The organism is Hyphococcus sp. D3-15, from assembly GCF_055809375.1.
The window spans coordinates 968,870-994,845 of sequence record NZ_CM147910.1 but is presented as its reverse complement, the minus strand read 5'-3'; the positions used below and the strand labels follow the sequence as shown (position 1 = coordinate 994,845).

The window sequence follows — 25,976 nt, the reverse complement described above, 5'->3', positions numbered from 1 at the left end:
TTTAAGTCAGTTGTGTTTCATGTACGCCGCCGCCCGACACATCAAAGTGCTGGGCGCGCGCGCCCCAGGCCTCAAACAGGGATTGATCCGTCCCCGTCATAAACGCCTGGAAGCCAAGATCATCGATAATCGCGAACAGACTCTCGCGCCGGCCCGCATCGAGATGGGCGGCGATTTCATCGAGCAGCAAAATCAGCGGCGCGTTTGGATCGCTAAGCGACAAGGCGCGGGCGTTGGCCAGCACCAGACCGATCAGCAGCGCTTTTTGTTCACCGGTGGAGCACAGGCGCGCAGGACGCCCCTTGGCGCGATGGATGACAGACAAGTCGCTGCGATGCGGCCCGGACAACGCCCGTCCCGCCTCCATGTCGCGGCGGCGGCGCATGCGCAAGGCTTCGGTAAAGTCCGCCTCTACGGTCTCCCGCGGCGCCGAGTTGAGCGCGCCTTCAAGCTCGCCCTCCAGCGCCATATCGGCCGCCGGGAACACGCCTTCCTCGGTGGCGACTTCCGCCGCCTCAAGTCGCGACACCATCGCCCGGCGCGCCGCAGCGATTGCCGCGCCCGCTTCGGCCATTTGCTTTTCCACCGCCGCGAGCCAGCTTTCATCACGGCCGCCCTCTTCGAGCAGGCGCTGGCGCTGACGCATGGCCTGTTCATAGACGGTCGAACGTTTGCCATGGGCGGGATCATGGGCCAGCGTCATGCGGTCGAGGAAGCGCCGCCTTTCGCCAGCGCCCTCCATGAACAACCGGTCCTGCGCCGGGGTCAGCCACATGAACCGCAGATGCTCGGCAAAGGCGCCCGGCCCGGACGCATCGCGATCATCAATGCGGCACAGACGGCGAGCCGGATTGGCCGCCGCGGCGCCAACGCCGAAGCGCCGTTCGTCTTCGCCGTCATCGACCCGCGCCGACACAGCCCAACCGCCCGCGCCGCCAATGCGCGGCAATTCGTCGAGCTTGGCGCCGCGCACGCCGCGCCCCGGCCCGATAAGCGAAATCGCTTCGAGAATATTGGTCTTGCCTGCGCCATTGGCGCCGGAGATTGCAGCGGGACGGCCGTCAAATTCTATTTCAGCGCGCGCATAGGACCGGAAATCGGTGACAGTGAGCCGCGTAATGCGCGCGCATTTCTGCGCCGCCGCATCTTGCGTCTCCTCATCCCAGCTTCTGGCCAACGCTTCGCTCAAGGTCAGACCCTTAACGGCATCAAAACGTAGAGCGCCCGCTCGTCTTCTTCATCGAGGATGACAGTCGGCGAAGACGGATCCGCGAGCCGGAAGGTTGCGGTCTCGCCATCGATCTGTTGCGCGACATCAAGCAGGTAGCGCGCATTGAACCCGATCTCGATCGGGTCGCCGCCATAATCAACCGAAAGCTCTTCCAGGGCGGAGCCGGCTTCAGGATTGTTGACGGTAAGGCGCAGCCGGTCCGCCTCAAGCGCGAGCTTCACCGAGCGCGTGCGATCCGCCGAGACGGTGGAGACGCGATCAACAGCCTGCGAAAAGTCCTTGGTTTCAACATGCAGGATGTTGGAATTGCCCTTCGGAATGACGCGCTCATAATCCGGAAACGAGCCGTCAATGAGTTTCGACGTCAGATAGCCGGCGCCGAAACCGAAACGGATTTTCGCCGGCGATACGGCGATTTCAACATTGTCTTCCGCATCTTCCAGAAGCCGGCCCAATTCGGCGATCGCTTTGCGCGGCACGATGACGCCGGGCATGGACGCAGCGCCGTCAGGCAAAGCAGCGTCAATACGCGCAAGCCGGTGTCCGTCCGTCGCCGCCGCACGCAGCGCCGGCGCATCGCCATCGGTGAAGGCGTGGAGATAAACGCCGTTGAGATAATAGCGGGTTTCTTCCTGCGACATGGCGAAGCGCGCCTTGCCGAGCAGGCGGCGCAAATCCGCCGTCGGCATGGAGAACCGCGTTTCAAGATCATCGGTCGCAAGACTTGGGAAATCATCTTCCGGCAGCACCGCGAGCGCGAATTGCGAACGCCCGGAGGAAACCTGCAAGCGCCCTTCTTCGGCGGACAGCTCAAGGCGCACCTGCGCGCCGTCAGGCAGGCGCTTGACGATTTCAAACAAGGTCAGCGCCGACACAGTGGTCGCGCCCTTGCCGGCGACATCGGCCGGCGCCTCTTCGGAAATCTCAATGTCGAGATCGGTCGCGGTAAGCGTCAGCGCGCCGCCATCGGCCTGCAAAAGCACATTGGAGAGAATCGGGATTGTGTTGCGCCGTTCAACGACGCTTTGCACATGCCCCAGCGCCTTCGACAGGGCTGACCGTTCAATCGTGACTTTCATATGCGGAATGCTCTCTCGAAATGATCTTAAGCGACGGGGGAATTCCGCCTGCTATCGCTGTCCTGACATCTTCGCCCCGGCGCCTGCGCGCCCTGAAATTCGCCCGGGCCAGCACCCGGAATTGGCGGTGTGCGCGGGCCGAATCGAATGGCGAAAAACCCTTATGGAGTATAGCCGAAACAACCCCCAAAAGCTAGCGCCGGTGCGGATTTCACGCACCGGCGCCAAGCCAATATCGGACTGTTTTCAAAGCGGTTTCCGGGCTGCCGGAAAAGGGGTGAAATTACCCCTCCAGCGCCTCGCGAATACGCCGCACGCCATCCTGAAACGCCTTGTCGCGCTCGATCAGGGCCTGCGCCCGGCGATAGCTCGACATTACGGTCGTGTGGTCGCGCTTGAGGGCCTTGCCGATGCGCGGGAAGGACTCTTTGAGCACCTCACGGGCGCACCAGACCACCGCATGACGGGCCCGCACAATGCGCTGCGGCTGAGAGCGGCCGGTCATGTCTTCGAGCTTCAGGCCAAACGCCTCGGCGCCGGCGGCGATGGCGTCTTCAATGGTGGCCGCGCGGCGGCGGTCATCGAGACGGGATTTGAGCACCGATTTCGCCTCATCGAGATCAACGACAACCTCTTCGGCGCCATACATCAAGAGAAGCTGGTTCAGGGCGCCGATGGTTTCGCGCATGCTCTGCGTGAAGGTGCGCGCGATAAAGGCGAGCGCATCGTCGGAGACGGAACAGGCGGCCGGGCTTTGCTCGACCCGCTTTTTCAGCACCGCCATGCGCAAGGTCTCGTCACCCGGATGGATCGGCGCGCAGATGCCGCCAGCGAGACGGTCAGCCAGACGCTGATTGATCCCTGCTTCGGCGAGCTTGGCGGGCGGTAATTCTCCGGCGATGACAACCTGTTTGCCGCTGTCGAGCGCTGCGTCGATCACGATCAGTAGTTCCTCCTGGGTGCGATTTTTGCCATTCAAGAAATGGATGTCGTCAAAGGCGAGAAAATGATGCGCGAGCAACGCCTTGTGCAGCGCCGCCGTGGCATTCGACCAGACTGCGCTGACGCAGGCGTTGGACAGGTTGTTGTATGTCACATAGCCGGCGGCGCCGCGCTTGGCGTCATCGAGCCATGCATGAGCGATCGCCTGCAGCAAATGCGTCTTGCCGACGCCTGACGGACCGTAAAAATAGATCAGCTCGCGCGCGCGCCCTTCCGACAAGGCTTCCTGCGCGGCGGCCCAGGCGATGCGGTTCGAGCTGTCGACGGCGAAAGCGTCAAACGTACGGCGCGGATCGAGCGGCGTCGCGAGATCGTCAAACACCGCTTCCTTCGCATCTTTCGGGCTGCGCGAAGGCGCTTGCGCGGCAACGGTTTCCACCGCGGCGGCGCGCTGTTCTTCTTGCGCGTCCACACGCGCGGCATGCGCGCTCAGCGCGTTTTTCAGAACGGTGAGCTGCATCTTTCGAAACGGCCCAACTTCCTTGATCCAGGTTTCCTTGAGCACCGGAAAGAACCGATTATCAAGCATGTCGCGCTTGGCTTGCGAGCCAGTCGACAGCGTAACGCATTCTTCGCTGTATTCTTCGAGTCCGAGGTCCTTGAACCAGGACGTGTATTTCGCATCACCCACGCGCATGCGCAGCGCTGCGTGATAACGTTTGAATAGTTCGATGGGAGTTTCCCGCCCGCTCGTGTCGTTGCCGTTGTTCATTTTTTGAAGCCGCCCAAAAATTGAAGTCAATTCCCCGCAAGCGCGCGCCGCTGACCAAGCGAGTTAGCGCGCTTAGATTTTCTTTAACTTGTTGTTGTTGTCGCGTGGTAATGCCGACCCTACACGTCGGCGCGTAAGTTCATTAGGTTAGACGACAAGGCCGTCCACTTCCAGAAGTGCAAGATGTAAAAACGCTAATGGAAGAGTTTCGCCGCTTGTCATTCCGTTTATCCTCGACTTTTCTAAAGTCATGCAGCGTGCCTACGCGGCAGTCGTTCCTTACTAGCCGAAACGACTGACCAAAAAACACAGATCAAAAACTGAAACTGAATGCGCGAAAATTAATCCGCACCCGTCATAATTGACTAAACCCAGCATAGATAACCTTAAGGATGAGCGTCAAGCTTTGATTCTGCCTTTATGTCATTTTTTTTGCATGCGTTGACCGCGTAAAACGTCAACAAAAATCACGCTTACAACAAAAACAAATCGTTACGTCGGAATGCGTAGAAAACTTGTAAGCGCAATCGATGCATCGTGCATGCGGTGCGCTTAACCTACCAAACAAATGCGCAATAAAAAACGCGCCCGCAAAAATTTGCGCGCGCGCTATCGTACCGCCAAAATGGAATTTTATGTCCTAAATTACGCAGCAAGTGATTTGATGCGAGAAGACAGTCGCGACAATTTCCGCGAGATTGTCTTTTGGTGAAACACGCCCTTGTTCGCAGCGCGATGCATTTCAGGCTGAGCTTCTTTGAAGGCTGCTTCAGCGGCGCTCTTGTCGCCGGAAGAAATCGCTTCCTCGACTTTGCGCAGGAACGTGCGCACGCGCGAACGGCGCGATTTGTTCACAGCGGTGCGGCGCGCAATCTTGCGGACCATTTTCTTCGCGGAAGACGTGTTAGCCATGTTCGTCACTCAATCATTTTTCAGCCGCCGGTTGCGGCGCGAGCGGCGGTGTATAGACCCCTGAAGGCCCGCCCGTCAACACGGGATTCAGCCTTATTTTCCGCTAATTTTCAGCGTTGGCAAGCGGGACAGAAAAACGTCGACCGCCCGCTCTGCACGATACGGCGAATAGGTCCGCCACAGTTGCAGCAATCCTCGCCCTCACGGTCGTAAACATCGAAGCGGTGCTGGAAATAGCCCAAAGCGCCATCCGCCGCCGCAAAGTCCCGCAAGGTGGACCCGCCAGCCTCGATAGCCGCCCGCAGAACCTCGATAATCTCGCCATATAGGCGGTCTGAACGCTTGCCCGCGACAGATGCGGCCTTGCGGCGCGGCGAGATGCGGGCCCGAAACAGCGCCTCGCAGACATAAATGTTGCCGAGCCCCGCAACGATCTGCTGATCGAGCAGCGCCGCCTTGATCGGGGCCGCCTTGCCCATCAGCGCTGACTTTAGGACAGCGGGAGAAAAGCCGTTGCCCAGGGGCTCCGGCCCCATGGCCTTGAAATGCCGGCAGCTCTCCAGCTCGCCTGGCGGGGCGATGTCCATGAAACCGAAACGGCGCGGATCATTATAGGTCACTTGCGCCGGGCGCGGGCCCGACAGGGCGAACACCACATGATCGTGTTTCGGGTCGCATTCCTGCGCCTGGGCGAAGCCGCCGGGCCGGGCCGCATCATTAACCGGGCCGGTCTCGGCAATGGTAAACCGGCCGGACATGCCGAGATGCATGATCAGGCTCTCGCCGGAGGACAGATGGGCGACCAGATATTTGCCCCGCCGGTCCAGGCTGTCGACGCGCTGGCCCTGCAATCTTGCCGCGAAGTCTTCGGGAAACGGGAACCGCAAATCCGGTCGGCGCGCCTCCACGCCGGTGAAAACCGCCCCCTCCATCACCGGAGACAGGCCGCGGCGGACAGTTTCGACTTCAGGAAGCTCAGGCATTTCAAGTTGCTCCGTTCCGCGCCGAAAGCGCACGGGGTGCAGTTAACCCTATGCCCTTGTTTAAACATTTGACCATTTCGCGTCCCGGACGGTAGCCTTTCAGGAAATTTGGAGGGGCTATGAGTGAAACGAATTTCGCCGCGCCGCAAGCGCGGGAGAACGGGCTTGCGGTCAAGAACACCTCAAGCATCCTGGCGATGTTGTGGATCGGTTTTTACACCTCGCTTTTGAACATAATCACACTGACCGTTTTCCGCTTTTGGGGCCGCACCCAATTCCGGCGCCGCTTGTGGTCAGATACAACTGTGGACGGCGAGCCGCTGGAATATACAGGCCGGGGCCTGGAATTGTTCATCGGCTTCATCATCGCCATCTTCACGCTCATGCTGCCGTTTGTGGGGTTGATCTTCGCAGTGCAGTTCTTCATCGGGCCCGACACGCTCTATCTCGCGGCCGTGCCGCTGCTGATGTACATATTTTTATTTTTCATTCTTGGCGTCGCGATTTTTCTCGCCCGCCGCTACCATCTCTCGCGAACAAAGCTGCGCGGCATCCGCTTTGCTCAAACCGGATCCGCTACCGGCTATGGTTGGGCCATGCTCGGCTATTTATTGTTGTCGGGCGTCACGCTTGGCTGGTTCTGGCCAGCGGCGCGCATTCGCTTGTCCAAGCGGCTATGGAACGGCGCCTATTTCGGCAGCGAGAAATTTAATTTCGAAGACACGCCTGAAGCCCGCAGCGAACCTGTATACGCCAGCTTCGCCTTGTCATGGTTTGGTGGAATCATTGTATATGGCCTCTGGGTCGCCTGGCTCATGGGCATGGCCGGGAATGGCGCAATGGATGTTGGCGTCGCACCCGATATAGAATTCATCATCAAACTCTATCTGTCGTTGATCCCGATGGTGCTTTTGCTCAGCATTTTCCTGTGCTGGCACGAAGCCGTCATGATCCGTCGCATCATCAAGAGCTTGAACGTCGCGGGCGCGAAATTCTCAAACCGAATGTCTACCTTCGACATAATCGAATTGACGATCACAAACATGCTGTTGCTGATCTTCACCCTAGGCTTCGGCTTCATGGCGGTACAAATGCGCGTGTGGAAACGTATCGCCAATCGCATGGAGATCGACGGTTCTGTCGACTTCGCCAAAATCGAACAGACAACAGAAGCCGCTCCGAAACAGGGCGAAGGCCTGGCTGACGGCCTCGACATCATCTCCAATTTCTGATGATGCGCACTATGGCTTTTGATGCGCGCTATTTTGATGGCAAAACCGGCCACGCGCAACAAGCGCGGGTGGAAATTCGCAAAGACGGGCTCGCCATCGACGCGCAAGGCGAAACCGTCATCTGGCTTTATGAAGACTTGATCCCGGGGCCGAAGAACAAAGTCGATATTCGCCTCAGCAACAAGAAAACGCCAGACGCAGCCTTGGCGCTGCCTCTCGCGGCGCAAGACGCGCTGCATGACGCAGCGCCCGAAATATTTTCAGGGGCCCATGAACGCCGGCGCATGGCCGCATTGATCGCCGCATTGGTGATTGGCGCGGGGTTGGTGACCGGCGGGATATTCTTCGGCGTCCCCGCCGCGTCCGGCCCAATGGCGAAGCGGACGCCGAAAGACCTCGAGATCCAGATCGGCGAGAATCTCGCAGCACAGATCAACACATTCCTCAAACCCTGCGGGTCGGAGGAAGCGTCAGCTGCAATCTCGCCTGTCATTGACGACTTGGCCACATCCGGCGAAGTCGGCTTTCCAATCCGCTTTCAATTCGTCAAAGCGTCTGCGCCAAATGCATTTGCGTTGCCCGGCGGGCAAGTGATGGCGACTTCCGGGCTGATGACGGCGCTTGGAGACGATCAGGAAGCCTTTCTCGCGGTCATCGCCCACGAACTCGGTCATGTGCGCGCAAGGGACGGCATGCAGGCGGTCTATCGCAATGCAGGTCTCGGCGCTGCGCTGGAAATTATTACTGGCGGCTCAGGCGCGGCGCAGCAGGCCGTATTGGTGGGCGGGCAAATAAGCCAGCTGCGCCATACCCGTATTCAAGAAACCGCGGCGGATGAAGCGGCGATTGAAATGCTTGAAGCGACGGGCCGCAATCCCGCCGCACTCGCTCGCGCCTTTGAAGCCATTACAGAACACAGCCACGACTATGGCGAGAAAGAATCGAAGAACAAACGCTCCCTGCCTATCTGGCTGCGCACCCATCCAAATACGGATGAACGCGTTGAGCAGGCGCGCGCACGCACCGCCCCCGCAGGCGCTTTACCCTTGAGCGAGGAAGGATGGCGCATTGTCGCTTCAGCCTGCCGGGCCGCCCCTGAAGCAGAAGAATAAAACTAGCCTACAAAAAAAACCCCGGCGCGAGGCCGGGGGTTTTCAACTTCTGACAACGCTTTGAAAGCGTGATTAGTCGTCTTTGTTGGCGCCTTTCAGCGCGGCGCCGAGAATGTCGCCGAGCGAAGCGCCGGAATCCGCAGAACCGAACTGTTCGACGGCTTCTTTTTCTTCAGCCACTTCACGCGCCTTGATGGAGACGTTGATGCGACGCGTCTTGGAGTCGATCGCCGTAACGCGGGCGTCGATCTTGTCGCCGACAGCGAAACGCTCAGGACGCTGCTCGGAACGGTCTTTCGACAGGTCCGATTTGCGGATGAAGGCTTTCGGGCCTTCTTCGCCGCCAATCTGAACTTCGATGCCGCCGCTTTCGATGGCCGTCACCGCACAGGTTACGTCTGCGCCGCGAGAAATGCCGCCGATTGCGTCCATCGGGTCGGAGCCGACCTGTTTGACGCCAAGCGAGATGCGTTCTTTTTCCGGATCAACATCGAGGACCTTGGCCTGAATGACCTGGCCTTTCTGGTAATCCTTGATCGCGTCTTCGCCAGAACGGTTCCAGTCGAGATCGGAAAGGTGGACCATGCCGTCCATCTCTTCGTTGAGACCAACGAACAAACCGAACTCGGTGATGTTCTTGATCTCGCCTTCGATGATCGATCCGATCGGATGCTCTTCTGCAAAACGCTCCCACGGATTGTCGGCGCACTGCTTGAGACCGAGCGAAATACGGCGCTTGGTTTCGTCGACTTCGAGCACCATCACATCGACTTCCTGCGAGGTCGATACGATCTTGCCCGGATGGACGTTCTTCTTCACCCAGCTCATTTCTGAAACGTGGACGAGGCCTTCAATGCCGTCTTCCAGTTCAACAAACGCGCCGTAATCGGTGATGTTGGTGACCTTGCCTTTGAACTTGGCGCTGATCGGGTATTTCGCGGAGACGCCTTCCCACGGATCCGGCGACAATTGCTTGATGCCGAGAGAGATGCGGTGCGTTTCCGGATTGATCTTGATGATCTTGACGCGAACGGTGTCGTTGACGCCGAGCACTTCAGACGGATGATTGACGCGCGACCAGGACATGTCGGTGACATGCAGAAGTCCATCAACGCCCGGCGCGAGTTCGACGAACGCGCCATATTCGGTGATGTTCTTCACGATGCCTTCGCGCTCATCTCCCTCATTGAGCTCCTTGACCACTTCCTGACGCTGTTCTGCGCGATCTTCTTCAAGAATAGCGCGGCGCGAAACAACGATGTTGCCGCGACGTTTGTCCATTTTCAAAATGCGGAAAGGCTGCGGCATGTTCATCAGCGGGCCGGCGTCGCGCACAGGACGAATATCGACCTGGCTGCCGGGCAGGAACGCAACAGCGCCGCCGAGATCGACGGTGAAGCCGCCTTTGACGCGGTTGAAGATTTCGCCTTCGACGCGTTCGGCTTTTTCGAAAGTTTTTTCGAGACGGTCCCAGGCTTCTTCGCGGCGCGCTTTTTCGCGGCTGATCACCGCTTCGCCTTGCGCATTTTCAACGCGCTCGACAAAGACTTCGACGGTGTCGCCGACTTTAAGCTCGGACGGCTTGCCAGGCTGGGAGAATTCTTTGAGGGCGACGCGCCCTTCGGTTTTCAAACCGACATCGATGACGGCAACGTCTTTTTCGATGGCGGTGATGACGCCTTTGACGACCGTTTCTTCAAAATCGCGGCGGTCGACGAGGGAGGCTTCAAGCATTTCCGCGAAATCGTCGCGGGACGGGTTAAGGGTTTCAGACACGTTTAAAATAGTCTCCGGTTTTTCAGCTTTAAGTGCCTGTCGGTTGTTCCGACGGTCTTTCCGGAGGGTTGGCCCCGCCGGACAAATGAGCCGAGTTAAGGTTATGACGGCGCTGATTCCGGATAGACGGACAAAAAAACACGTTTTCTGAGATCGGTCGGCGGAACGGCCTGTCAGCCGCAGCGCCGGAAAACGCCGTCAATCACGCGGCGCGCCGCCGCGAAGGCCGCGTCTATAGACAAATGAGTCGTATCTAGCAACTCCGCATCCGCCGCCGCCGCCATGGGCGCGTCGTCGCGGGCCGCATCGCGCGCATCCCGCTCCAGAAGGTCCTGATATATCTCGGCTTCTTCCAGTCCCGGCCGGGCCGGCGCCAATTCCAGCCAGCGCCGGTGGGCGCGGATTTCCGGGCTCGCCGTGACGAAGAACTTCACCGAGGCGTCAGGGCAGACCACGGTGCCGATATCGCGGCCGTCCAGAACCGCCCCGGCGGCGTTTTTCGGCGGCGCTTTGGCGAAGCGGCGCTGGAAGTCGAGAAGGGCCGACCGGACCGCGCTGTTGGCCGCGACAACGCTCGCCGCCGCCCCGATTTCCTTGGTGCGGATGTCGGCGCCGGTGATTTTCTCCACCGCATATTCGCGGGCGGCGGCCGCCGCCAGCTCCGGATCTTTCGGATCGCCGCCCGCATTCATGACCACCCAGGCGACGCCGCGATAAAGCGTGCCGGTGTCGAGATGCGCAAAGCCGTAATGATCCGAAATCAGGCGCGCCAAGGTGCCCTTGCCAGAGGCGGCAGGGCCGTCAAGCGCGACGACAAGTGAAGAGGTCCCGAAAGCGTTGTCCATCGGGACGCCACTTATGCGAAGGCGCGCGGCAAAGGCAAGGCGTTCTGCATCAAGCCGGGCCCATATCTGCGCCGAGCGACATCATCAGGTCGAAAAATTCCGGAAAACTCGTTGCGATCATTGAGGCGTCGTCAATCTCCACCGGCCTATCGCTGGCGAGACCGGCGACAAGAAAGCTCATGGCGATGCGATGATCATGATGAGTTTTGACATGACCGCCGCCTTTGAGCCCAGCGCCCTTGCCGCGCACGCGCAGCCAGTCAGGCCCGCTCGCCGCATCGCCGCCATTCGCCGCCAGACCCGCCTCGACGCAAGCGATACGGTCGCTTTCCTTTACGCGCAGTTCTTCAAGCCCGTTCATCATGGTTTCGCCATGGGCGTGCGCCGCGACAATGGCAAGTATGGGATATTCATCAATCATCGACGGCGCGCGCGCTGCGGGCACACTCACGCCGGACAACACCGAATGCCGCGCGCGAATATCGGCCACCGGCTCGCCATTTTCGACGCGGCTGTTTTCGAAAGAAATATTCGCGCCCATCTCGCGCAGCGTATCGTAAAAGCCGGTGCGCAACGGATTGATGAGCACGCCTTTAATGGTGACATCGGAACCGGGAACAATCAGCGCCGCCGCGATCGGAAACGCCGCAGAAGACGGATCGCCCGGCACCACGACGTCACATGACGTCAATGTCTGACCGCCGGCGATTTCAATGAACCGCCCGCTTGCGCCGTCCGCCTGGGTGACAAGCTCCACCCCGAACGCCGCCAGCATTCGTTCCGTATGATCGCGGCACAGTTCCGGCTCATGAATGCGCGTCACGCCTTCCGCGCCGAGCGCCGCCAACAAGATCGCCGATTTGACCTGCGCAGAGGGCGTCGCCAGCTTGGCGGCGATGGCGGAAAGCTTCGCGCCGGCGGCGAGCGTCACCGGCAAGCGGCCGTCACGGTCCGTCGCCTCCGCGCCCATCATGCGCAATGGCTCAAGAACCCGGCCCATGGGCCGCGACCGCAAGGAAATGTCGCCGTCAAACGTCGCCGCAATGCCGGCGCCCGCGACCGCGCCCATAATCAACCGCACCCCGGTGCCGGAATTTCCCAGATACAGCGCCCGCTCCGGGCTCCGCCATGGCGCGCCGGAAACGACCCAGCCGCCGCCATCGCGCTCCACCTCGGCCCCCAGCACGCGCATCGCCGCGGCCGTCCGCAAAACGTCGTCCGCCTCCAGCAATCCCGTAATCCGGCTCTCTCCGGCGCTCATCCCGCCCAGAATGAGCGAGCGGTGCGAGATAGACTTGTCGCCGGGCGCAGTGGCGGCCCCGTTTAACGGGCCGCTGCGGCGCGCATTGGCGCGTTTGGACGCAATACGGACGGGCGGCGCCTTGGTCGCTGTCATCGAAATCAACTCTCCTGAAGCCCCGTTCCTGGGAAAAAGGGCGCAATCCTTTTGACAGCCGCCCCCGCCCGTGGCAACAGGGCCGCTTTCATCAGATATTTGCCCACGGACGGCCACCATATGACCAAACCAGAACTCGGCGTGAAGCGCGATTGCCCCGAATGCGGCGCCCGATTTTATGACCTCAACAAAGAGCCTGCGCATTGCCCGAAATGCGATCACGAATTCGTACCCGAAGCGCTGCTGAAGCCGCGCCGGGCCCGCAAGGAAGAGGAAGCTGAAGCGCCGGCGGAGGCGAAGAAGCCGACCGATAAGGAAACCTCTCTCGAAAGCGCCGACAAAGAGAAAAAAGCGCCGAAATCAAATCGCCGTCCGGCCCTAGATGAGGACGACGATGAAGATGACGATGATGAATTGGCGGGAATCGAAGATATCGGCGTCGATATCGATGATGACGACGATGAAGAAGACAATAACGACCTGCTCGATGACGACGACGACGATGATGTGACCTCGATCGTCAAAACCGGCGGCGACGACGAAGACTAAGAATCGCGAAGACGAAAACCGGACCTCAATCCGGGTCGAATTTTCGTCTTGCATCGGCGGAACCGCGTCGCTAGGTTCCGCCGCTCGCACAAGCCCCCCGGGGCCATGGCGAGACCCACGCACGAGGCGCGTCCCAAAGCGCTGTGCGGCTTGAGATGGGGCTATAGCTCAGTTGGGAGAGCGCTTGCATGGCATGCAAGAGGTCGTCGGTTCGATCCCGACTAGCTCCACCAGCCTTCGCCCGACCGCGAAGGCGGTCAATCCACAAGATGCGCGCCTTCGCGCGCGGATGCTGGCTTTGGCTTGGCAAGCCAGCCTGAATTGATACCTTCCCGCCATGAGCATGCATTAAGCTAGGCGAAGGCTGTCCCGCCGAAGCCTTGGCGGAGGCGGACTGGATGAAGTATGTTTACATACTGCAAAGCATAGCGGACGAGACCCGCCACTATACCGGCCTTACGGACGACCTTGAGTCGCGACTAAAAAAACACAATGCCGGCAGCGTCCCACACACCTCCAAATACAAACCATGGCGCGTCCAGACTTACATGGCCTTTAATGACCATGACCGGGCCATCGCGTTTGAGAAATACCTGAAATCCGGGTCAGGCAGGGCGTTTGCCGCCAAAAGGCTTTAAGCTAGGCGAAGCGCAGTCGCGCTTTTAAAGAGGCGCAGTCGCGCTTTTGAAATCGCAACTTCAATCTTTTCAGCCACGCCTCCAAAGCTCTTAAGCTTGGCGCCCGCGGTTACCCCTCTTTCGTTAACTTAATTTTCGCCCGGAACGGCTTCAAACGCCCCCGCGCCGTGTTAGACATTTTCAGCAGAAATGCTGCGGCGCAAATCTTGCTGCTAAATGGCGAAGGTCCGCATGGCGGACGAGAGGGAGACGACCCATGAGGCTTATGGTTACCGGCGGCGCCGGCTTTATTGGATCAGCCGTGGTGCGCCAGGCCATTGCGGACGGAGATGATGTCCTGAATGTGGACAAGCTCACTTACGCCGCCAATCCCGATAATGTGGCGATGATCGCGGACAATCCGCGCTACCGCTTCGCCGAAGAGGACATTTGCGACTTCCCGGCGATGGCGCGGTTAATGGCCGAGTTCAAGCCGGACGCGGTCATGAACCTCGCCGCAGAGACGCATGTGGATCGGTCCATCGACGGCCCCGGCGCCTTCATCCAGACCAATATTGTCGGCACCTATGCATTGCTGGAGGCCGCGCGCGGCTATGTCGCCAGCGGCGACGCGCCGGAAGGCTTCCGCTTTCATCACATCTCCACAGACGAGGTGTACGGATCATTAGGCCCGACCGGCGAGTTCACCGAAACCTCGCCCTATCAACCGAACTCGCCCTACTCTGCTGCGAAAGCATCTTCCGACATGCTGGCGCGCGCCTGGCGCGAAACATTCGACCTGCCGGTGATCGTCACCAATTGCTCGAATAATTACGGCCCCTATCAGTTTCCTGAAAAACTGATCCCCGTCGTCATCATCGCCGCGCTGGAAGGCCGCGAGATTCCAATCTATGGCAAGGGCGACAATATTCGCGACTGGCTGCATGTTGAAGATCACGCCGACGCGTTGCTGCTTGCCGCGCGCAAGGGCGTTCCGGGCGAAACCTACAATATTGGCGGGCGCGCCGAGCGCACCAATCTCGATCTCGTCAAAATGATCTGCAAGGTGCTCGATGAAGAGCTCAAAGAGTCCGCCCACGCGCCCCATGACGGACTGATCAAATTCGTCGCCGACCGCCCCGGCCACGACCAGCGCTACGCCATCAACTGCGACAAGATCGAGCGCGAGTTGGGCTGGACGCCTGCGCATACGATCGAAGAAGGCATGCGCGACACGGTGAAGTGGTATCTCGACAATCAGGGCTGGTGGGAGAAAATCCGCCAGCGCGGCTTCGACGTCGCCAAGCGTCAGGGCCTTAAATCCGCCTAGTCCGAACGACAGACGAAAAAGAAAGCGAAGGCGCGCCATGCGCATGCTGGTTTTCGGCAAAAACGGTCAGGTCGCTCGCGCCTTGCAGGCCGCCGCAGGCGACGCCGTCATCGCGCTCGGCCGCGATGATGCGGATTTGATGACGCCCGGCGCCGCGCGTCAGGCGATCGCTGACCATGCGCCCGAAATCGTCATCAACGCCGCCGCCTATACCGCGGTCGACAAAGCAGAAAGCGATGAAACTGCAGCGCAGCGCCTTAATGCGGATGCGCCGCAGGAAATGGCCGAGGCCGCGCATGAAGCCGGCCTTCCCTTCCTGCATCTGTCCACGGATTATGTTTTTGATGGCGCGGCGAAAGACCGCCTCGATGAAGATGCGCCAACTGCGCCGCTCAATATTTACGGCGCCACGAAACTGGCCGGGGAAAACGCTGTCGCGGCCGCCCATCCGGGCGCCGTGATCATCCGCACCTCCTGGGTGTTTTCAGAATATGGCGCAAACTTCGTGAAGACCATGCTGCGCCTTTCGGAAACGCGCGACGCGCTTTCCGTTGTCGCCGATCAGATCGGCGGCCCGACAGACGCAAGCGACATCGCCCGCGCGCTGCTCGCTATCGCCGGCAAAAAACATCGCGGCGCGCCGGGCGCGGGGATTTATCACTTTCAGGGCGCGCCCGAAATCAGCTGGGCCGGCTTCGCGGAAAAGATTTTCGAGATCGCAGGACGTCCCGTTAAAGTTTCACACATACCAACCAGCGACTATCCGACGCCGGCGACACGGCCGCTCAACACCGTTCTCGATTGCGCGAAGATCGAGCGGGAATTCGGGATTGGCCAGCCGGACTGGCGCGCCAGCGCGCGCCGGGTCATCGCCGCGCTAAAGACAGAGGGACAAGGCACATGAAGGGGATCATTCTCGCAGGCGGTTCAGGCACCCGGCTCTATCCGGTGACCCGCGGCGTCTCAAAGCAACTGACGCCGATCTACGACAAGCCGATGATCTACTATCCGCTGAGCGTGCTGATGCTCGCGGGCATACGCGATATACTGATCATCACAACGCCGGAAGATCGCGCCTCCTTTGAACGCCTCTTGAATGACGGAAGCGAATGGGGCGTCAATTTCAGTTACGCCGTACAACCCTCGCCGGACGGGCTCGCCCAGGCCTTCATCATCGGCGAAGAATTTATCGCCGGCGACAAATGCGCGCTCGTGCTCGGCGACAATATTTTTTACGGCCAGGGCCTGACCAAACAACTGCGCGATGCGGCGAGCCTCGACTCCGGCGCGGTGATTTTCGCCTATCAGGTCACCGACCCGGAACGCTATGGCGTTGTTGAATTCGGCGCGAATGGCGAAGTGATTTCGATCGAAGAAAAACCTGCGAAGCCGAAATCAAACTTCGCCGCCACCGGTTTGTATTTCTATGACGAGACCGTGGTCGAGCGCGCCAAGCAGGTAAAGCCTTCCCATCGCGGTGAGCTTGAAATCACGACCTTGAACGAAATGTATATGAATGATGGCGGCCTGCGCGCGCAGATGCTCGGCCGCGGCTTCGCCTGGCTCGACACCGGCACCCATGAATCACTGCTCGAAGCGGCGCATTTCGTTCAGACCATTGAGGCCCGTCAGGGCCTGAAGGTTTCCTGCCCGGAAGAGATCGCATTCCGCTCCGGCTATATCGACCGCGCGCAATTAAAGACGCTGGCGGAGCCGCTGAAGAAAAATCAGTATGGTCAGTATTTGTTGCGGCTCGCAGACGAGTAGTTACGTCTTGCCGGAATGAATGCCGCATTCGGTTTTCGCCTGCCCCGCCCAGCGGCCGGAGCGGGCGTCATTTTCGTCAGCGACCTTAGACGTGCAGGGCATGCACCCGATGGAAAAGTAACCCTGCCGGACCAGCGGATGCTCGGGCAGTTTGTGGGCGTTGAAATATTCTGAAATATCAGCGCGAGTCCAACCGGCCAGCGGATTGAGTTTGAAATTCGCGCCGTCATGTTCAACCACATTCATCGCCTTGCGAAATTCGGTCTGGTGGCGCTTGCGGCCCGTGGCCCAGCAATCAAATCCCTTCAATGCGCGCGATAAGGGTTCGGCTTTTCGAAGGCGGCAACATTCGTCGGGATCGCGCATCGACAACACGCCCTGGGGGTCGTCGCGCTCCAGGTCGCGCTTTCTGGGACCGATCACCCGAACGTCTTCCAGCCCAAGATGATGCTGCAACCGGGAGCGGTAGCGCACGGTTTCGCCAAACAGCTTGTTGGTGTCGAGAAACAGCACCGGGATCGCCGGGTCCACTGACGCCATAAGGTGCAGCAGGACAGCCGAATCCGCCCCGAAAGACGAAACAAAGGCGATGCGGCCGACAAACGCCTCCCGCGCCGCATGGGCGATGATCGCCTCAGCGCCCCAGCCCTCATAGAGACTGTTCAGGCTGCTGGTCATGTCCTCAATGGCCGCCAAGGCAAGCTTCCCGTGATAGCGCCGCAAACTTCGCTGCGCCGCAAAAGGCTAGCGGTCCGCAATGCTGGCCGTCAATCGCCAGCCCCCATGAATCCGGCGCCGATTGGAGCGCCCGGGGGTTGCCTACAGAGCCATCTGGGCTCTAAGACGAGCGATTATGAATTTCGCGCTGATCGCGGAATGACGCGGCAATTTCTGGACTTGGGAAGCGATATGAAGATCCTGGTGATTGGGGGAGATGGTTTTTGTGGGTGGCCGACGGCGCTGCATCTATCGAGCGTTGGCCATGACGTGGTGATTGTCGACAATCTCTCCCGTCGCAAGATTGATATCGAGCTTGAAGTGGAGTCGCTGACCCCGATCATGCCGGTGTCCACTCGCCTCAAGGCGTGGGAAGAAGTTTCCGGCCGGCGCATCATGTTCGAGAATATCGACGTTGCCAAAAACTATGCGCGGCTGATGAACCTGATCAAGGATTTCGAGCCTGACGCGATCGTGCATTTCGCCGAACAGCGCGCCGCGCCTTATTCGATGAAATCATCCTACCACAAACGGTATACGGTCGATAACAATCTCAATGCGACGAACAACGTGCTCGCCGCCATTGTCGAGAGCGGCGTCGACGCGCATCTCGTCCATCTGGGCACCATGGGTGTCTACGGCTACGGCACGGCGGGCATGAAAATTCCCGAGGGCTATCTGCCAATCAAGATCGAAGCCGATGATGGTCGAGAGATCCGTCAGGAAATTCTGTACCCGGCCAATCCCGGCTCGATCTATCACATGACCAAAACCCAGGATCAGTTGCTGTTCGCCTTCTACAACAAGAATGACGGACTGAAGATCACCGATCTCCATCAGGGCATCGTCTGGGGCACGCAAACGGAAGAAACCAAAAAAGACGAACGCCTGATCAACCGCTTCGATTATGACGGCGATTACGGCACCGTGCTGAACCGCTTCTTGATGCAGGCGGCGGTCGGCTTTCCGATGACCGTGCATGGCACGGGCGGCCAGACCCGCGCCTTTATCCATATTCAAGACACGGTCAAATGCATCGAGCTTGCGATTGAAACGCCGCCGCAACATGGCGAGCGGGTGCGCATCCTCAATCAGATGACCGAGACCCACCGGGTGCGCGATCTGGCTCAACTGATCGTCGACAAAACCGGCGCCAAAATCGAATATGTGAACAACCCGCGCAAAGAAGACGCTGAAAACGACCTGCATGTCGAAAACCAGCGCCTGTTGGGTCTTGGCCTCGATCCGATCACCCTCGAAGCGGGCCTGCTTGAGGAAGTCACCGAGATCGCGAGAAAATACGCGCATCGCTGTGACAAGACCAAAATCCCCTGCGTGTCCTATTGGACCACAGAGCAGCAAGGCAAATCGAACGCCTAAACGGCTTAGCGCCCGCCGGCGTAAGTTTCGAAATAGCGCAGCGTCTCTTCATAGGAAATGGACGCTGCGCTGCGCCAGTCATGCACGCTGTCGCGATTGAGCAACTCGCCTTCCGGGGAAGCAATCAGCACGGTCGGCGTGCCGTAAAGCTCCATCACGCCGAACCGCGTTGCGACATCGAGATTTCGGTCGCGATAGCCCACATCCACCCAGACCAATTCATAGCCGGCCGCAAGGACCGCCGCGAGTTCCGGTTCTTCGAACTTCGCTGCGATGCCGCGGCTGTCATGGCACCAGTTCCCGCCAAGCACCAACAGCACGTTCTTTTGGCTCGCCGCCGCGCTGCGGAACGCGATGTCCACATCCATCATCGCGTTGCGGCTTGCATCGAACGGGCGCGGATCATCATCATGATGGGCGGATTTCTTCCCGTGATGAGCGTCGTCATCGCCATCGCTGACCGCCGCCTCAACCACATCGCCGGTAACGCTCGCCGTTGTTTCCACCGTCGCCTTTGCAACGCTCCCCGCCGCGCCCACGGTGGTTTTCGCCACGGCGCAGCCGGAAATGAATGTGCTCAACAGCGCCGCCAGAACCAATCCAGTTTTCATCCATCACTCCTGCGCGCATCAACGCTTTGCAAAATAGCCGGTAAGGCGGCTTGCGGCTTCTTCGAGAATTTCCGGGCGCTTGCAGAAGCAAAAGCGCGCATAGTTTCGCGGCGCATGCGCCTGGGATGAATGATAAAAGGCGGAAATCGGCACCGCCGCAACCTTCGCCTTCTCGGTAATCTCCCGGCAGAAAGTCACATCATCGTTATATCCGACGGAACGGATATCGACGGTGATGAAATAGGTTCCCTCGCACGGCATGGTTTCAAGCCCGGCCGCCCGCAACCCGGACGCCAGCAGATCGCGCTTGGCCTGCAGGCCGCCTGCGAAGGCCTCGAAATAGTCGTCACCAAGATTGAGCCCGGCGGCGACCGCCCGCTCCAGCGCGCCCGGCGAAGTATAGGAAAGATGCGTATGCGCCTTCATGATCGCGGTGATCAAAGGCGCGCTCGCCGTGACATACCCGATGCGAAATCCGGTGAGCGAAAAGCTTTTGCCCGCGGAGCCGATCCGGATTGCGCGGTCGCGCATGCCGGGCAGCGTCATCAGCGGGATGTGCTTCGCGCCGTCATAGACCAGCTTTTCATAGACCTCGTCGCACACCACAAAGAGATCATGCCGGCGCGCCGCATCCGCCACGATTTCAAGCTCCGCCAGGCTCATCACCTTGCCGAGCGGATTATGCGGGGTGTTGATGACCAGCAGCTTGGTCCTGGGCGTGATCGCGGCCTCAAGCTTTTCCGCATCGAGCCGCCAGGCGGGCGGCGCCAGCTCAACGAACCGGATCACTCCGCCAGCAGCTTCAATCTGCGGCGCATAGCTTTCATAGAACGGCGCGAACAACACCGCCTCATCGCCCGGCGTCAGCAAGCCCTGAAACGCCGCCGCCAGCCCCTCCGTGGCGCCGGTGCAGACCATTGTCTCCGTATAGGGATCAATATTGAGATCGTAAAACCGCTTATTGTCCCGCGCGACCGCCTCGCGCAATTCCGGCGTGCCCTCCACCGGCACATATTGGTTCGGCCCGTCAAGGATCGCCTGCGCCGCGATCTTGCGGATTTCACTCGGCCCGTCCTCGTCGGGAAAGCCCTGTCCGAGATTGATCGCATCATGCGCCCGGGCGAGCTTTGACATGGTTGGAAAAATCGACTCGGGCCGGGCGGAGTAAACAGGATTGAAGCCGCGCGTCATTGCGTTTCCGCTTCTGCGGCGATGTAACCGAAGCTCGTCGGCGCGGCGCCGTCGAGGATGCGAGCGAAAATTTTTCGCGCGCCTTTTTTATCGCCGTCAATCAGCGCTTTCGCGCCCAGCCCGTAAAGCAGCGTGCCGGCGGCGACGCCCTCGCTCGCCATCGCTTCGGTTTCAAGAGCGGCGCAATCATCCTCGCCTTTGAAACACAGGGAAAGCCGGTGGTAATCATGGTTCTCGATCAGCGCCCAATCCGCAGTGACCGGCGCGAGCGCCGCCGCCGCGCCATTGCGATCGCCGGCGCGCATGCGTGACAAATAGAGCCAATAGCGGCTCGCCGCCGCCGCATCCGGATTGTCGGCAACGGCCGCCGCCTGCGCCCATATCGTCGCGGCTTTTGAAAAATCACCTTGCAGATAATGCGCAAGCGCGAGGTGGTAAAAAATATTGCCCTTGAGCGTCGAAGTAGGAATGCCCGCCGCATTGGGCAGCCCGTCCGGTTCGATCCGGTCCGGCTTCGCCGCCATCAAATCCGCCGCCGCCTGCAGCACATTCTCCGCATCTTCGAAGTTGCGTGTTGTGATCAGCCGGTGCCCAAGATGGCGCGGAAACCGCGCATCTTCGGGAAAATCCGCCCAACCGGCGCGAAACTCATCCATCGCCTCATCATAACGGCCAAGATAACCGAGCCGGCGCCCGGCCCAGATCATCGCGTCGGAATCTTCCGGGTCAGCAGCCAGGGACGCGCGCGCCTGCGCCAGCAGCGCTTCCTGCTTCGCCGTAAATTCATCTGCCGGTTGCGCATTCGCCATCCCGGCGAATAATAAAACCGCAGCGAACACACCCCGCATCATCCGACTTCTCCCATTCCGTCAAACCTTGATAGCCGATTGCGCCCGCCGCATCCATGGCCGAACGGCAAACGCATGCGCCCTCTCGACATCACCGCGCAGAAGTGACATCGCTGCTCCGCCATGTCCGAGATCCTCAACATCATCGCGCCGGTCTTTTTCATCATCGCATGCGGCTACGCCGCGGCGAAGACCGGATTGTTCGCCCGCGAGGGGACGAAAGCCATCAACGATTTCGTTCTGTATTTCTGTGTGCCGGCGCTGTTGTTCCGCACCATGCAGTCCGTGGATGTGAGCCATGCGGCGACAGGCGTGTGGGGCGCCTATTATTCCGCCGCCGCAATCATCTGGGCCCTGGTCGCGCTTGGCGTCCGGCGGGTGAAGGGGCTGGGCGATGCCGGCGGGTCCGGCGCCGCCTTCGCCTCGACCTTCGGCAATCTCGGCATGATGGGCCTTTCCATCGCCTATCTCGCTTTTGGCGAAGAGGGTCTGATCATCGCCGCGCTCATCATCGCCGTGCATGCGGCGAGCCACTGGTTCTTCGGCACCTTGTGGGCGGAGCTTTCCGCCCGCCAGCGCGACGTCAATCTTCTGCAAGTCACCGGCGGCGTGCTCGTATCGCTGGCCAAGAACCCCGTAGTGCTGGCGCTGGCGGCGGGCGCGCTGTGGAATGCGGGCGGCCTGACCATGCCCGTTATCGGCGAGCGGATTATCGACCTTGGCGGCGATGCGGCGATCCCCGCCGGGCTGTTCGCGCTCGGCCTTGCGGTCGCCGCCTATCCCCTGCGCGGCAATATTGCCGGCGTCGCCACCATCATGGCGCTCAAAATGGCGGTGTTTCCGCTGATCGCATGGTTGCTCGCCGCTTATGCGTTTCACCTGCCGCAGCGCGAAACGGCGCTGGTGACGATTTTCGCCGCGCTGCCCACCGGCATGAACCCCTATCTGTTCGCAATCAAGGAAAACGCCAGCGTCGCCGCCGTCTCCGGCGCGATCGCACTCGGCGTGATCATTTCCGCAGCGACGGTTCCGCTCACCTTGTGGCTCGTTGGCGTGCGATAAAAAACGGCGCCGCGCAAAGGCGCGACGCCGTATTTTGTTTCAGACAGAAAAGTTCCGGCCTAGTGATTAGGCTCGTCATCGGTGGCGTCTTCGACGGCTTCCTCGGTCTCTTCCGCCGCCTCCTCCATCGCCTCACCGGTTTCTTCGGCGGCTTCTTCCGCGCCGTCTTTTACGTCTTCCGCCGCTTCTTCGACGGAATCGACTGTCTTGTCAGTCATGTCTTCGATGTCTTCGCCGAGTTCCTCCAGCGCATCGCCGGCGTCATCGGCCGCATCTTCGACTTCGTCTTCCGCCGACTTGTCGCCGCAGGCAACGAGGCTCGTCGCCGCAAAAGCAAAGGCCGCACTCATCAGGATTTTCTTGGTGTTCATTTCAATTCCCCTTTCCTTGTCAAAAACGTCATGGAGCTAACAATCCGGGAACGGAAAAGTTCGCTTCGGAAATATCCCTTTAAAATCAGCACTATACCTTTGCGAGGGCTTGCGCCAGATCGGCGATGATGTCGTCGGCGTTCTCTATGCCCACAGACAGGCGCACCACATCCGGCCCGGCGCCCGCCGCTGTTTTCTGCTCATCCGTCAACTGACGATGGGTTGTGGAGGCCGGATGGATGATCAGGCTTTTCGCATCACCCACATTGGCGAGATGACTGAACAGCTTTACTGATTTCACCACTTCAACGCCCGCCGCATAACCGCCTTTCAGGCGGAAGGTGAACACCGAACCGGCGCCCTTGGGCGAAAGCTTCTTCATCAAGGCGTGGTTCGGATCGCTTGGCAGTCCCGGATAACCGACCCCGGCGACCTTTTCATGTACTTCAAGAAATTCCGCAACCTTGAGCGCGTTCTCGCAATGACGCTCCATACGCAGGGACAAGGTTTCGATGCCTTGTAAGATCATGAATGAATTGAACGGCGAAATTGTCGGCCCAAGCGCGCGCAGGCCCAACACGCGGCATGCGATCGCGAACGCCATGGGCCCGAAGCTCTTGTAGAACTCGATCCCGTGATAATCGTCATTCGGCTCGACAAGATGTTTGAAGCGCGCATCCGCCGACCAGTCGAAATTGCCGCCATCGACAATGATCCCGCCCATGGAGGTGCCGTGACCGCCGAGAAATTTCGTCAAGGAATGCACGACAATATTGGCGCCATGCTCAAACGGGCGGCAGAGATAGGGCGAGGCCAATGTGTTGTCGACGACCAGCGGCACGCCCGCTTCTTTTGCAATCGCCGCGATGGCCGCAATGTCGGTGGGCGCGCCCGCGGGATTGGCGAAGCTTTCAATGAAGATCGCCTTGGTCTTCGGCGTCAGCGCCTTGCGGAAACTTTCCGGATCGCGCGCATCGGCCCAATCAACCTCCCAGCCAAAACGCTTGAAGGCGTGATCGAACTGATTGACCGATCCGCCATAGAGCTGGCGCGCCGCCACATAACGATCACCGGGCTCAAGCAGCGTATGCAGCACCACAAGCTGCGCTGAATGACCCGACGCAACCGCCAGCGCCGCGGTTCCGCCCTCAAGCGCCGCGACGCGCTGTTCAAGAACATCCGTCGTCGGGTTCATGATCCGCGTATAGACATTGCCGAACTCTTCAAGATTGAACAGCCGCGCCGCCTGATCCACGTCGTCAAAGACATAGCCGACGGTCTGATAGATCGGCGTAGCCCGCGATTTGGTTGTCGGGTCCGGCGCGGCGCCCGCATGCAATTGTGCGGTTTCGAATTGGTAGTTCGGTGTCTCTTCGGTCATGAATATTCCCCTGTCGCATCATTGCGGGCATTCTGCTGCAATGGCTTAGCGCAGATATCACGGCGGCGGTAGGTCAGCCGGATCTATCATTCCGATTCCTGCGCAGCATGTTGATGCTTTCCCGCCGCCATTGTCGCGTGTACCCTTTGCAAACAAGATCAAGTGGGGCTTTTCATGATCCGATCCGTCGCCGTCCTTTCCGTCATGGCGCTTGGCGCCTGCGCGCAGCAGGAAACACCGCCATCGCCGCGCGCTGAAAAGATCGATGCGATTTTTTCAGATATCGCCGGCGATCAGCCAGGCTGCGCCGCCGGCGTCATTGAAGGCGGCGCCTATACCCACGCCAAAGGCTACGGTCTCGCCAATCTCGAATATGACGCGCCCATCACGGCGGACAGCGTGTTTCGCATGGGCTCGCTGTCGAAACAATTCACCGCCGCCGCCATCGCCATTCTCGCCGCGCGCGGGGAGATTGATCTTGATGCGGATGTTCACGCCTATCTGCCGGAGCTTGCGGACTATGGCGCGCCGGTGACCATCCGCCAGATGGTCCACCATCTTTCCGGCATGGGCGATTATGAAAGCGACGTAAACCATTTCGAGGTGCGCCCGGGCGTTCCCTTCCGCTTTGGCAATGAGGACTACTGGACTGTCGAGGAGTTTTTTGCGGAAGTCGCGAAACAGCCCCTGCTGCACCAGCCCGGCGCGCAATGGGAATATTCCAACCTCGCCTACTTCCTGCTCAGCCAGGTGGTCGAGCGCGTCAGCGGCGAAAGCCTGCGCATTTTCGCCGACAAAGAAATCTTTTTACCGCTCGGCATGGATGCGAGTTTTTTCAACGACAATGTCAACGCCGTCGTCAAGAACCGCGTCAGCGGATATCTGGCGCCCGAAGACCTGGAGGGGGTGGCGGTTATGAAACCTACGACACCAATCTCGATTTCATCGGCGATGGCGGCGTCTACACCACGCTGAACGACTATCTGAAATGGGACCAGGCGCTCGCCAGCAACACGCTGCCCGAAGGGATCGCCGCAACCATGACCGCGCCCTATGGGCCGGCCAATGTCGGGGAATGGGAGCCCATGTCGCCGGGTGCAACCTATGGCTATGGCCTCGCCATTGGCGATTATAAGGGCGAGGCGATCATCCACCACACCGGCCACTGGGTCGGCTTTTCAACCTATTATTCGCGCTTTCCCGCGCACGGCAGCGCCGTCGTCGTGTTCTGCAATGGGTCGAATGTCGAGGCGTCCGAAAAGGGCTGGGCGCTTGCCGATCTGGTTTTGGAGACCGTGCGGGCGGACAAACAGGCCGCACACTGATTTTTTCTGTAGGCCACATGAAAAGCGCCGGGCGACACAAGGCCGGCCCGGCGCTGAGAGTTTAGGCGGCTTTTTTAAGCGCCCGTTTTGCTTTTTTTAGTTTTGCTTGTTGCTTGCCGATGATTTTTTTGCGGCCCTTGATTTCTTTTTTGAGTTTTTTTACGCGGCTCTTCGCCATCTTTTTTCTCCTAACAGATTTTGTCAGCGCGGCGGTTCTTTGGAGTCAAGGAACGCCCTGATGAAACGGCGAATCTCCCGCGCCGCGCTGGTGTCGAGTTCATCGCAGCGCTCGATAAAGCGATCACGATCCTTGCGATTAATGCGTATGATCAGCTGACTGTCTTTTTTTGTCGCCTTTTTGCTTTTATTTTTGTCAGCCATCGGCTTGCTCGCAGGGGCCGCCCACAGGGCGATACAATGAATATACTTTGTATATACATTGCATAGACATGCGTCAAGCAAAAAGCGCAAAAAATGCGCGGGGCCGCCGACGACCGGCCTCCCTGCGTGACGCAAAGCCGGGCGGACAGCGCTCAATCGCCCCTTT

General features: G+C 59.7%; 24 protein-coding genes, 1 tRNA gene and 1 pseudogene. 11 read left to right on the top strand and 15 right to left on the bottom strand.

Features of this window, described 5'->3' with window-relative positions:
• Nucleotide 1: 1 nt before the first annotated feature.
• From recF to mutM, 5 genes are all read right to left on the bottom strand, one after another.
• On the bottom strand, nucleotides 2–1,120 hold the full coding sequence (gene recF / locus AC0L8G_RS05120; protein WP_473388801.1) for a DNA replication/repair protein RecF: 1,119 nt from the start codon (nucleotides 1,118–1,120) through the stop codon (nucleotides 2–4).
• 71 nt (nucleotides 1,121–1,191) lie between these two features.
• The gene (gene dnaN, locus AC0L8G_RS05115; protein WP_473387363.1) at nucleotides 1,192–2,310 is read right to left on the bottom strand and encodes a DNA polymerase III subunit beta; all 1,119 of its coding nucleotides are present in this window, start codon (nucleotides 2,308–2,310) and stop codon (nucleotides 1,192–1,194) included.
• A gap of 283 nt (nucleotides 2,311–2,593) precedes the next feature.
• Complete coding sequence (locus AC0L8G_RS05110; protein WP_473387360.1) at nucleotides 2,594–4,024, bottom strand: DnaA ATPase domain-containing protein; 1,431 nt, start codon at nucleotides 4,022–4,024, stop codon at nucleotides 2,594–2,596.
• 645 nt (nucleotides 4,025–4,669) lie between these two features.
• Nucleotides 4,670–4,936 (bottom strand): 30S ribosomal protein S20, encoded by a 267-nt coding sequence (gene rpsT, locus AC0L8G_RS05105; RefSeq protein WP_473387358.1) that lies wholly within the window; start codon nucleotides 4,934–4,936, stop codon nucleotides 4,670–4,672.
• Nucleotides 4,937–5,046: 110 nt separating this feature from the next.
• Nucleotides 5,047–5,919: a bifunctional DNA-formamidopyrimidine glycosylase/DNA-(apurinic or apyrimidinic site) lyase gene (mutM, locus tag AC0L8G_RS05100; protein ID WP_473387357.1), complete on the bottom strand. Its 873-nt coding sequence runs from the start codon at nucleotides 5,917–5,919 to the stop codon at nucleotides 5,047–5,049.
• Nucleotides 5,920–6,038: 119 nt separating this feature from the next.
• On the opposite strand from mutM, the gene AC0L8G_RS05095 reads away from it, so the two are divergent.
• Together AC0L8G_RS05095 and AC0L8G_RS05090 are read left to right on the top strand one after the other, a co-directional pair.
• Nucleotides 6,039–7,151 carry a YjgN family protein gene (locus tag AC0L8G_RS05095; RefSeq protein ID WP_473387355.1) on the top strand — a complete coding sequence of 371 codons (1,113 nt, stop codon included), beginning with the start codon at nucleotides 6,039–6,041 and terminating at the stop codon, nucleotides 7,149–7,151.
• An 11-nt stretch (nucleotides 7,152–7,162) separates the two neighbouring features.
• On the top strand, nucleotides 7,163–8,263 hold the full coding sequence (locus tag AC0L8G_RS05090) for a M48 family metallopeptidase (protein WP_473387354.1): 1,101 nt from the start codon (nucleotides 7,163–7,165) through the stop codon (nucleotides 8,261–8,263).
• Nucleotides 8,264–8,335: 72 nt separating this feature from the next.
• Here AC0L8G_RS05090 and rpsA read toward each other — a convergent pair whose 3' ends face one another.
• From rpsA to aroA, 3 genes are all read right to left on the bottom strand, one after another.
• Nucleotides 8,336–9,997 carry a 30S ribosomal protein S1 gene (rpsA, locus tag AC0L8G_RS05085; RefSeq protein ID WP_473388800.1) on the bottom strand — a complete coding sequence of 554 codons (1,662 nt, stop codon included), beginning with the start codon at nucleotides 9,995–9,997 and terminating at the stop codon, nucleotides 8,336–8,338.
• Between the two features lie 215 nt (nucleotides 9,998–10,212).
• Nucleotides 10,213–10,884: a (d)CMP kinase gene (gene cmk, locus AC0L8G_RS05080; RefSeq protein ID WP_473387352.1), complete on the bottom strand. Its 672-nt coding sequence runs from the start codon at nucleotides 10,882–10,884 to the stop codon at nucleotides 10,213–10,215.
• A 49-nt stretch (nucleotides 10,885–10,933) separates the two neighbouring features.
• Nucleotides 10,934–12,280 carry a 3-phosphoshikimate 1-carboxyvinyltransferase gene (gene aroA, locus AC0L8G_RS05075; protein WP_473387351.1) on the bottom strand — a complete coding sequence of 449 codons (1,347 nt, stop codon included), beginning with the start codon at nucleotides 12,278–12,280 and terminating at the stop codon, nucleotides 10,934–10,936.
• Between the two features lie 120 nt (nucleotides 12,281–12,400).
• Between aroA and AC0L8G_RS05070 the strand changes: the two genes are divergently transcribed.
• The 6 genes from AC0L8G_RS05070 (at nucleotide 12,401) to rfbA (ending at nucleotide 16,543) form a co-directional block, all read left to right on the top strand.
• Complete coding sequence (locus AC0L8G_RS05070) at nucleotides 12,401–12,829, top strand: TIGR02300 family protein (RefSeq protein ID WP_473387349.1); 429 nt, start codon at nucleotides 12,401–12,403, stop codon at nucleotides 12,827–12,829.
• Between the two features lie 157 nt (nucleotides 12,830–12,986).
• Nucleotides 12,987–13,062: transfer RNA gene (locus AC0L8G_RS05065), tRNA-Ala, on the top strand.
• A gap of 165 nt (nucleotides 13,063–13,227) precedes the next feature.
• A complete protein-coding gene (locus AC0L8G_RS05060; RefSeq protein ID WP_473387348.1) occupies nucleotides 13,228–13,467 on the top strand; it encodes a GIY-YIG nuclease family protein in 240 nt (79 codons plus the stop codon).
• 256 nt (nucleotides 13,468–13,723) lie between these two features.
• Nucleotides 13,724–14,776: a dTDP-glucose 4,6-dehydratase gene (gene rfbB, locus AC0L8G_RS05055; protein WP_473387347.1), complete on the top strand. Its 1,053-nt coding sequence runs from the start codon at nucleotides 13,724–13,726 to the stop codon at nucleotides 14,774–14,776.
• 37 nt (nucleotides 14,777–14,813) lie between these two features.
• Nucleotides 14,814–15,680: a dTDP-4-dehydrorhamnose reductase gene (gene rfbD, locus AC0L8G_RS05050; RefSeq protein WP_473387345.1), complete on the top strand. Its 867-nt coding sequence runs from the start codon at nucleotides 14,814–14,816 to the stop codon at nucleotides 15,678–15,680.
• Nucleotides 15,677–16,543 carry a glucose-1-phosphate thymidylyltransferase RfbA gene (gene rfbA / locus AC0L8G_RS05045; protein ID WP_473387344.1) on the top strand — a complete coding sequence of 289 codons (867 nt, stop codon included), beginning with the start codon at nucleotides 15,677–15,679 and terminating at the stop codon, nucleotides 16,541–16,543. The genes rfbD and rfbA overlap by 4 nt, the downstream gene beginning before the upstream one ends.
• Here the strand turns inward: rfbA and AC0L8G_RS05040 are convergent, their stop codons facing one another.
• A complete protein-coding gene (locus AC0L8G_RS05040) occupies nucleotides 16,544–17,239 on the bottom strand; it encodes a phosphoadenylyl-sulfate reductase (protein ID WP_473387342.1) in 696 nt (231 codons plus the stop codon).
• 213 nt (nucleotides 17,240–17,452) lie between these two features.
• Here AC0L8G_RS05040 and AC0L8G_RS05035 point away from each other — a divergent pair, with 213 nt between their 5' ends.
• Entirely contained in the window at nucleotides 17,453–18,640 is a 1,188-nt protein-coding gene (locus AC0L8G_RS05035; RefSeq protein WP_473387340.1) for an NAD-dependent epimerase/dehydratase family protein, read from the top strand.
• A gap of 5 nt (nucleotides 18,641–18,645) precedes the next feature.
• On the opposite strand, the gene AC0L8G_RS05030 is transcribed toward AC0L8G_RS05035, so the two are convergent.
• Genes AC0L8G_RS05030 through AC0L8G_RS05020 form a run of 3 tightly spaced genes read right to left on the bottom strand, consistent with a single transcriptional unit; the run spans nucleotide 18,646 to nucleotide 21,293 of the window.
• On the bottom strand, nucleotides 18,646–19,251 hold the full coding sequence (locus tag AC0L8G_RS05030; protein ID WP_473387339.1) for a thioredoxin family protein: 606 nt from the start codon (nucleotides 19,249–19,251) through the stop codon (nucleotides 18,646–18,648).
• Between the two features lie 18 nt (nucleotides 19,252–19,269).
• Entirely contained in the window at nucleotides 19,270–20,442 is a 1,173-nt protein-coding gene (locus AC0L8G_RS05025; RefSeq protein WP_473387337.1) for an aminotransferase, read from the bottom strand.
• Nucleotides 20,439–21,293: a tetratricopeptide repeat protein gene (locus AC0L8G_RS05020; RefSeq protein ID WP_473387336.1), complete on the bottom strand. Its 855-nt coding sequence runs from the start codon at nucleotides 21,291–21,293 to the stop codon at nucleotides 20,439–20,441. Before AC0L8G_RS05020 ends, AC0L8G_RS05025 begins: the two co-directional genes overlap by 4 nt.
• 120 nt (nucleotides 21,294–21,413) lie before the next feature.
• On the opposite strand from AC0L8G_RS05020, the gene AC0L8G_RS05015 reads away from it, so the two are divergent.
• Complete coding sequence (locus AC0L8G_RS05015) at nucleotides 21,414–22,352, top strand: AEC family transporter (protein WP_473387335.1); 939 nt, start codon at nucleotides 21,414–21,416, stop codon at nucleotides 22,350–22,352.
• Nucleotides 22,353–22,411: 59 nt separating this feature from the next.
• Here the strand turns inward: AC0L8G_RS05015 and AC0L8G_RS05010 are convergent, their stop codons facing one another.
• Nucleotides 22,412–22,723, bottom strand: coding sequence for a hypothetical protein (locus AC0L8G_RS05010; protein WP_473387333.1), 312 nt, complete (start codon nucleotides 22,721–22,723; stop codon nucleotides 22,412–22,414).
• A gap of 91 nt (nucleotides 22,724–22,814) precedes the next feature.
• The gene (locus AC0L8G_RS05005; protein ID WP_473387331.1) at nucleotides 22,815–24,104 is read right to left on the bottom strand and encodes an O-acetylhomoserine aminocarboxypropyltransferase; all 1,290 of its coding nucleotides are present in this window, start codon (nucleotides 24,102–24,104) and stop codon (nucleotides 22,815–22,817) included.
• A gap of 174 nt (nucleotides 24,105–24,278) precedes the next feature.
• On the opposite strand from AC0L8G_RS05005, the pseudogene AC0L8G_RS05000 reads away from it, so the two are divergent.
• Nucleotides 24,279–25,429 (top strand): annotated as a pseudogene (locus AC0L8G_RS05000) (serine hydrolase domain-containing protein).
• Between the two features lie 201 nt (nucleotides 25,430–25,630).
• Here AC0L8G_RS05000 and AC0L8G_RS04995 read toward each other — a convergent pair.
• Entirely contained in the window at nucleotides 25,631–25,810 is a 180-nt protein-coding gene (locus AC0L8G_RS04995; protein ID WP_473387330.1) for a hypothetical protein, read from the bottom strand.
• Between the last annotated feature and the right edge of the window lie 166 nt (nucleotides 25,811–25,976).

Coding starts and splice junctions, on each gene's coding strand:
- dnaN (WP_473387363.1), bottom strand. CDS start 2,310: ATGAAAGTCACGATTGAACGGTCAGCCCTGTCGAAGGCGCTGGGGCAT.
- AC0L8G_RS05110 (WP_473387360.1), bottom strand. CDS start 4,024: ATGAACAACGGCAACGACACGAGCGGGCGGGAAACTCCCATCGAACTA.
- rpsT (WP_473387358.1), bottom strand. CDS start 4,936: ATGGCTAACACGTCTTCCGCGAAGAAAATGGTCCGCAAGATTGCGCGC.
- mutM (WP_473387357.1), bottom strand. CDS start 5,919: ATGCCTGAGCTTCCTGAAGTCGAAACTGTCCGCCGCGGCCTGTCTCCG.
- AC0L8G_RS05095 (WP_473387355.1), top strand. CDS start 6,039: ATGAGTGAAACGAATTTCGCCGCGCCGCAAGCGCGGGAGAACGGGCTT.
- AC0L8G_RS05090 (WP_473387354.1), top strand. CDS start 7,163: ATGGCTTTTGATGCGCGCTATTTTGATGGCAAAACCGGCCACGCGCAA.
- rpsA (WP_473388800.1), bottom strand. CDS start 9,997: ATGCTTGAAGCCTCCCTCGTCGACCGCCGCGATTTTGAAGAAACGGTC.
- cmk (WP_473387352.1), bottom strand. CDS start 10,884: ATGGACAACGCTTTCGGGACCTCTTCACTTGTCGTCGCGCTTGACGGC.
- aroA (WP_473387351.1), bottom strand. CDS start 12,280: ATGACAGCGACCAAGGCGCCGCCCGTCCGTATTGCGTCCAAACGCGCC.
- AC0L8G_RS05070 (WP_473387349.1), top strand. CDS start 12,401: ATGACCAAACCAGAACTCGGCGTGAAGCGCGATTGCCCCGAATGCGGC.
- AC0L8G_RS05060 (WP_473387348.1), top strand. CDS start 13,228: ATGAAGTATGTTTACATACTGCAAAGCATAGCGGACGAGACCCGCCAC.
- rfbB (WP_473387347.1), top strand. CDS start 13,724: ATGAGGCTTATGGTTACCGGCGGCGCCGGCTTTATTGGATCAGCCGTG.
- rfbD (WP_473387345.1), top strand. CDS start 14,814: ATGCGCATGCTGGTTTTCGGCAAAAACGGTCAGGTCGCTCGCGCCTTG.
- rfbA (WP_473387344.1), top strand. CDS start 15,677: ATGAAGGGGATCATTCTCGCAGGCGGTTCAGGCACCCGGCTCTATCCG.
- AC0L8G_RS05035 (WP_473387340.1), top strand. CDS start 17,453: ATGAAGATCCTGGTGATTGGGGGAGATGGTTTTTGTGGGTGGCCGACG.
- AC0L8G_RS05030 (WP_473387339.1), bottom strand. CDS start 19,251: ATGAAAACTGGATTGGTTCTGGCGGCGCTGTTGAGCACATTCATTTCC.
- AC0L8G_RS05025 (WP_473387337.1), bottom strand. CDS start 20,442: ATGACGCGCGGCTTCAATCCTGTTTACTCCGCCCGGCCCGAGTCGATT.
- AC0L8G_RS05020 (WP_473387336.1), bottom strand. CDS start 21,293: ATGATGCGGGGTGTGTTCGCTGCGGTTTTATTATTCGCCGGGATGGCG.
- AC0L8G_RS05015 (WP_473387335.1), top strand. CDS start 21,414: ATGTCCGAGATCCTCAACATCATCGCGCCGGTCTTTTTCATCATCGCA.
- AC0L8G_RS05010 (WP_473387333.1), bottom strand. CDS start 22,723: ATGAACACCAAGAAAATCCTGATGAGTGCGGCCTTTGCTTTTGCGGCG.
- AC0L8G_RS05005 (WP_473387331.1), bottom strand. CDS start 24,104: ATGACCGAAGAGACACCGAACTACCAATTCGAAACCGCACAATTGCAT.
- AC0L8G_RS04995 (WP_473387330.1), bottom strand. CDS start 25,810: ATGGCTGACAAAAATAAAAGCAAAAAGGCGACAAAAAAAGACAGTCAG.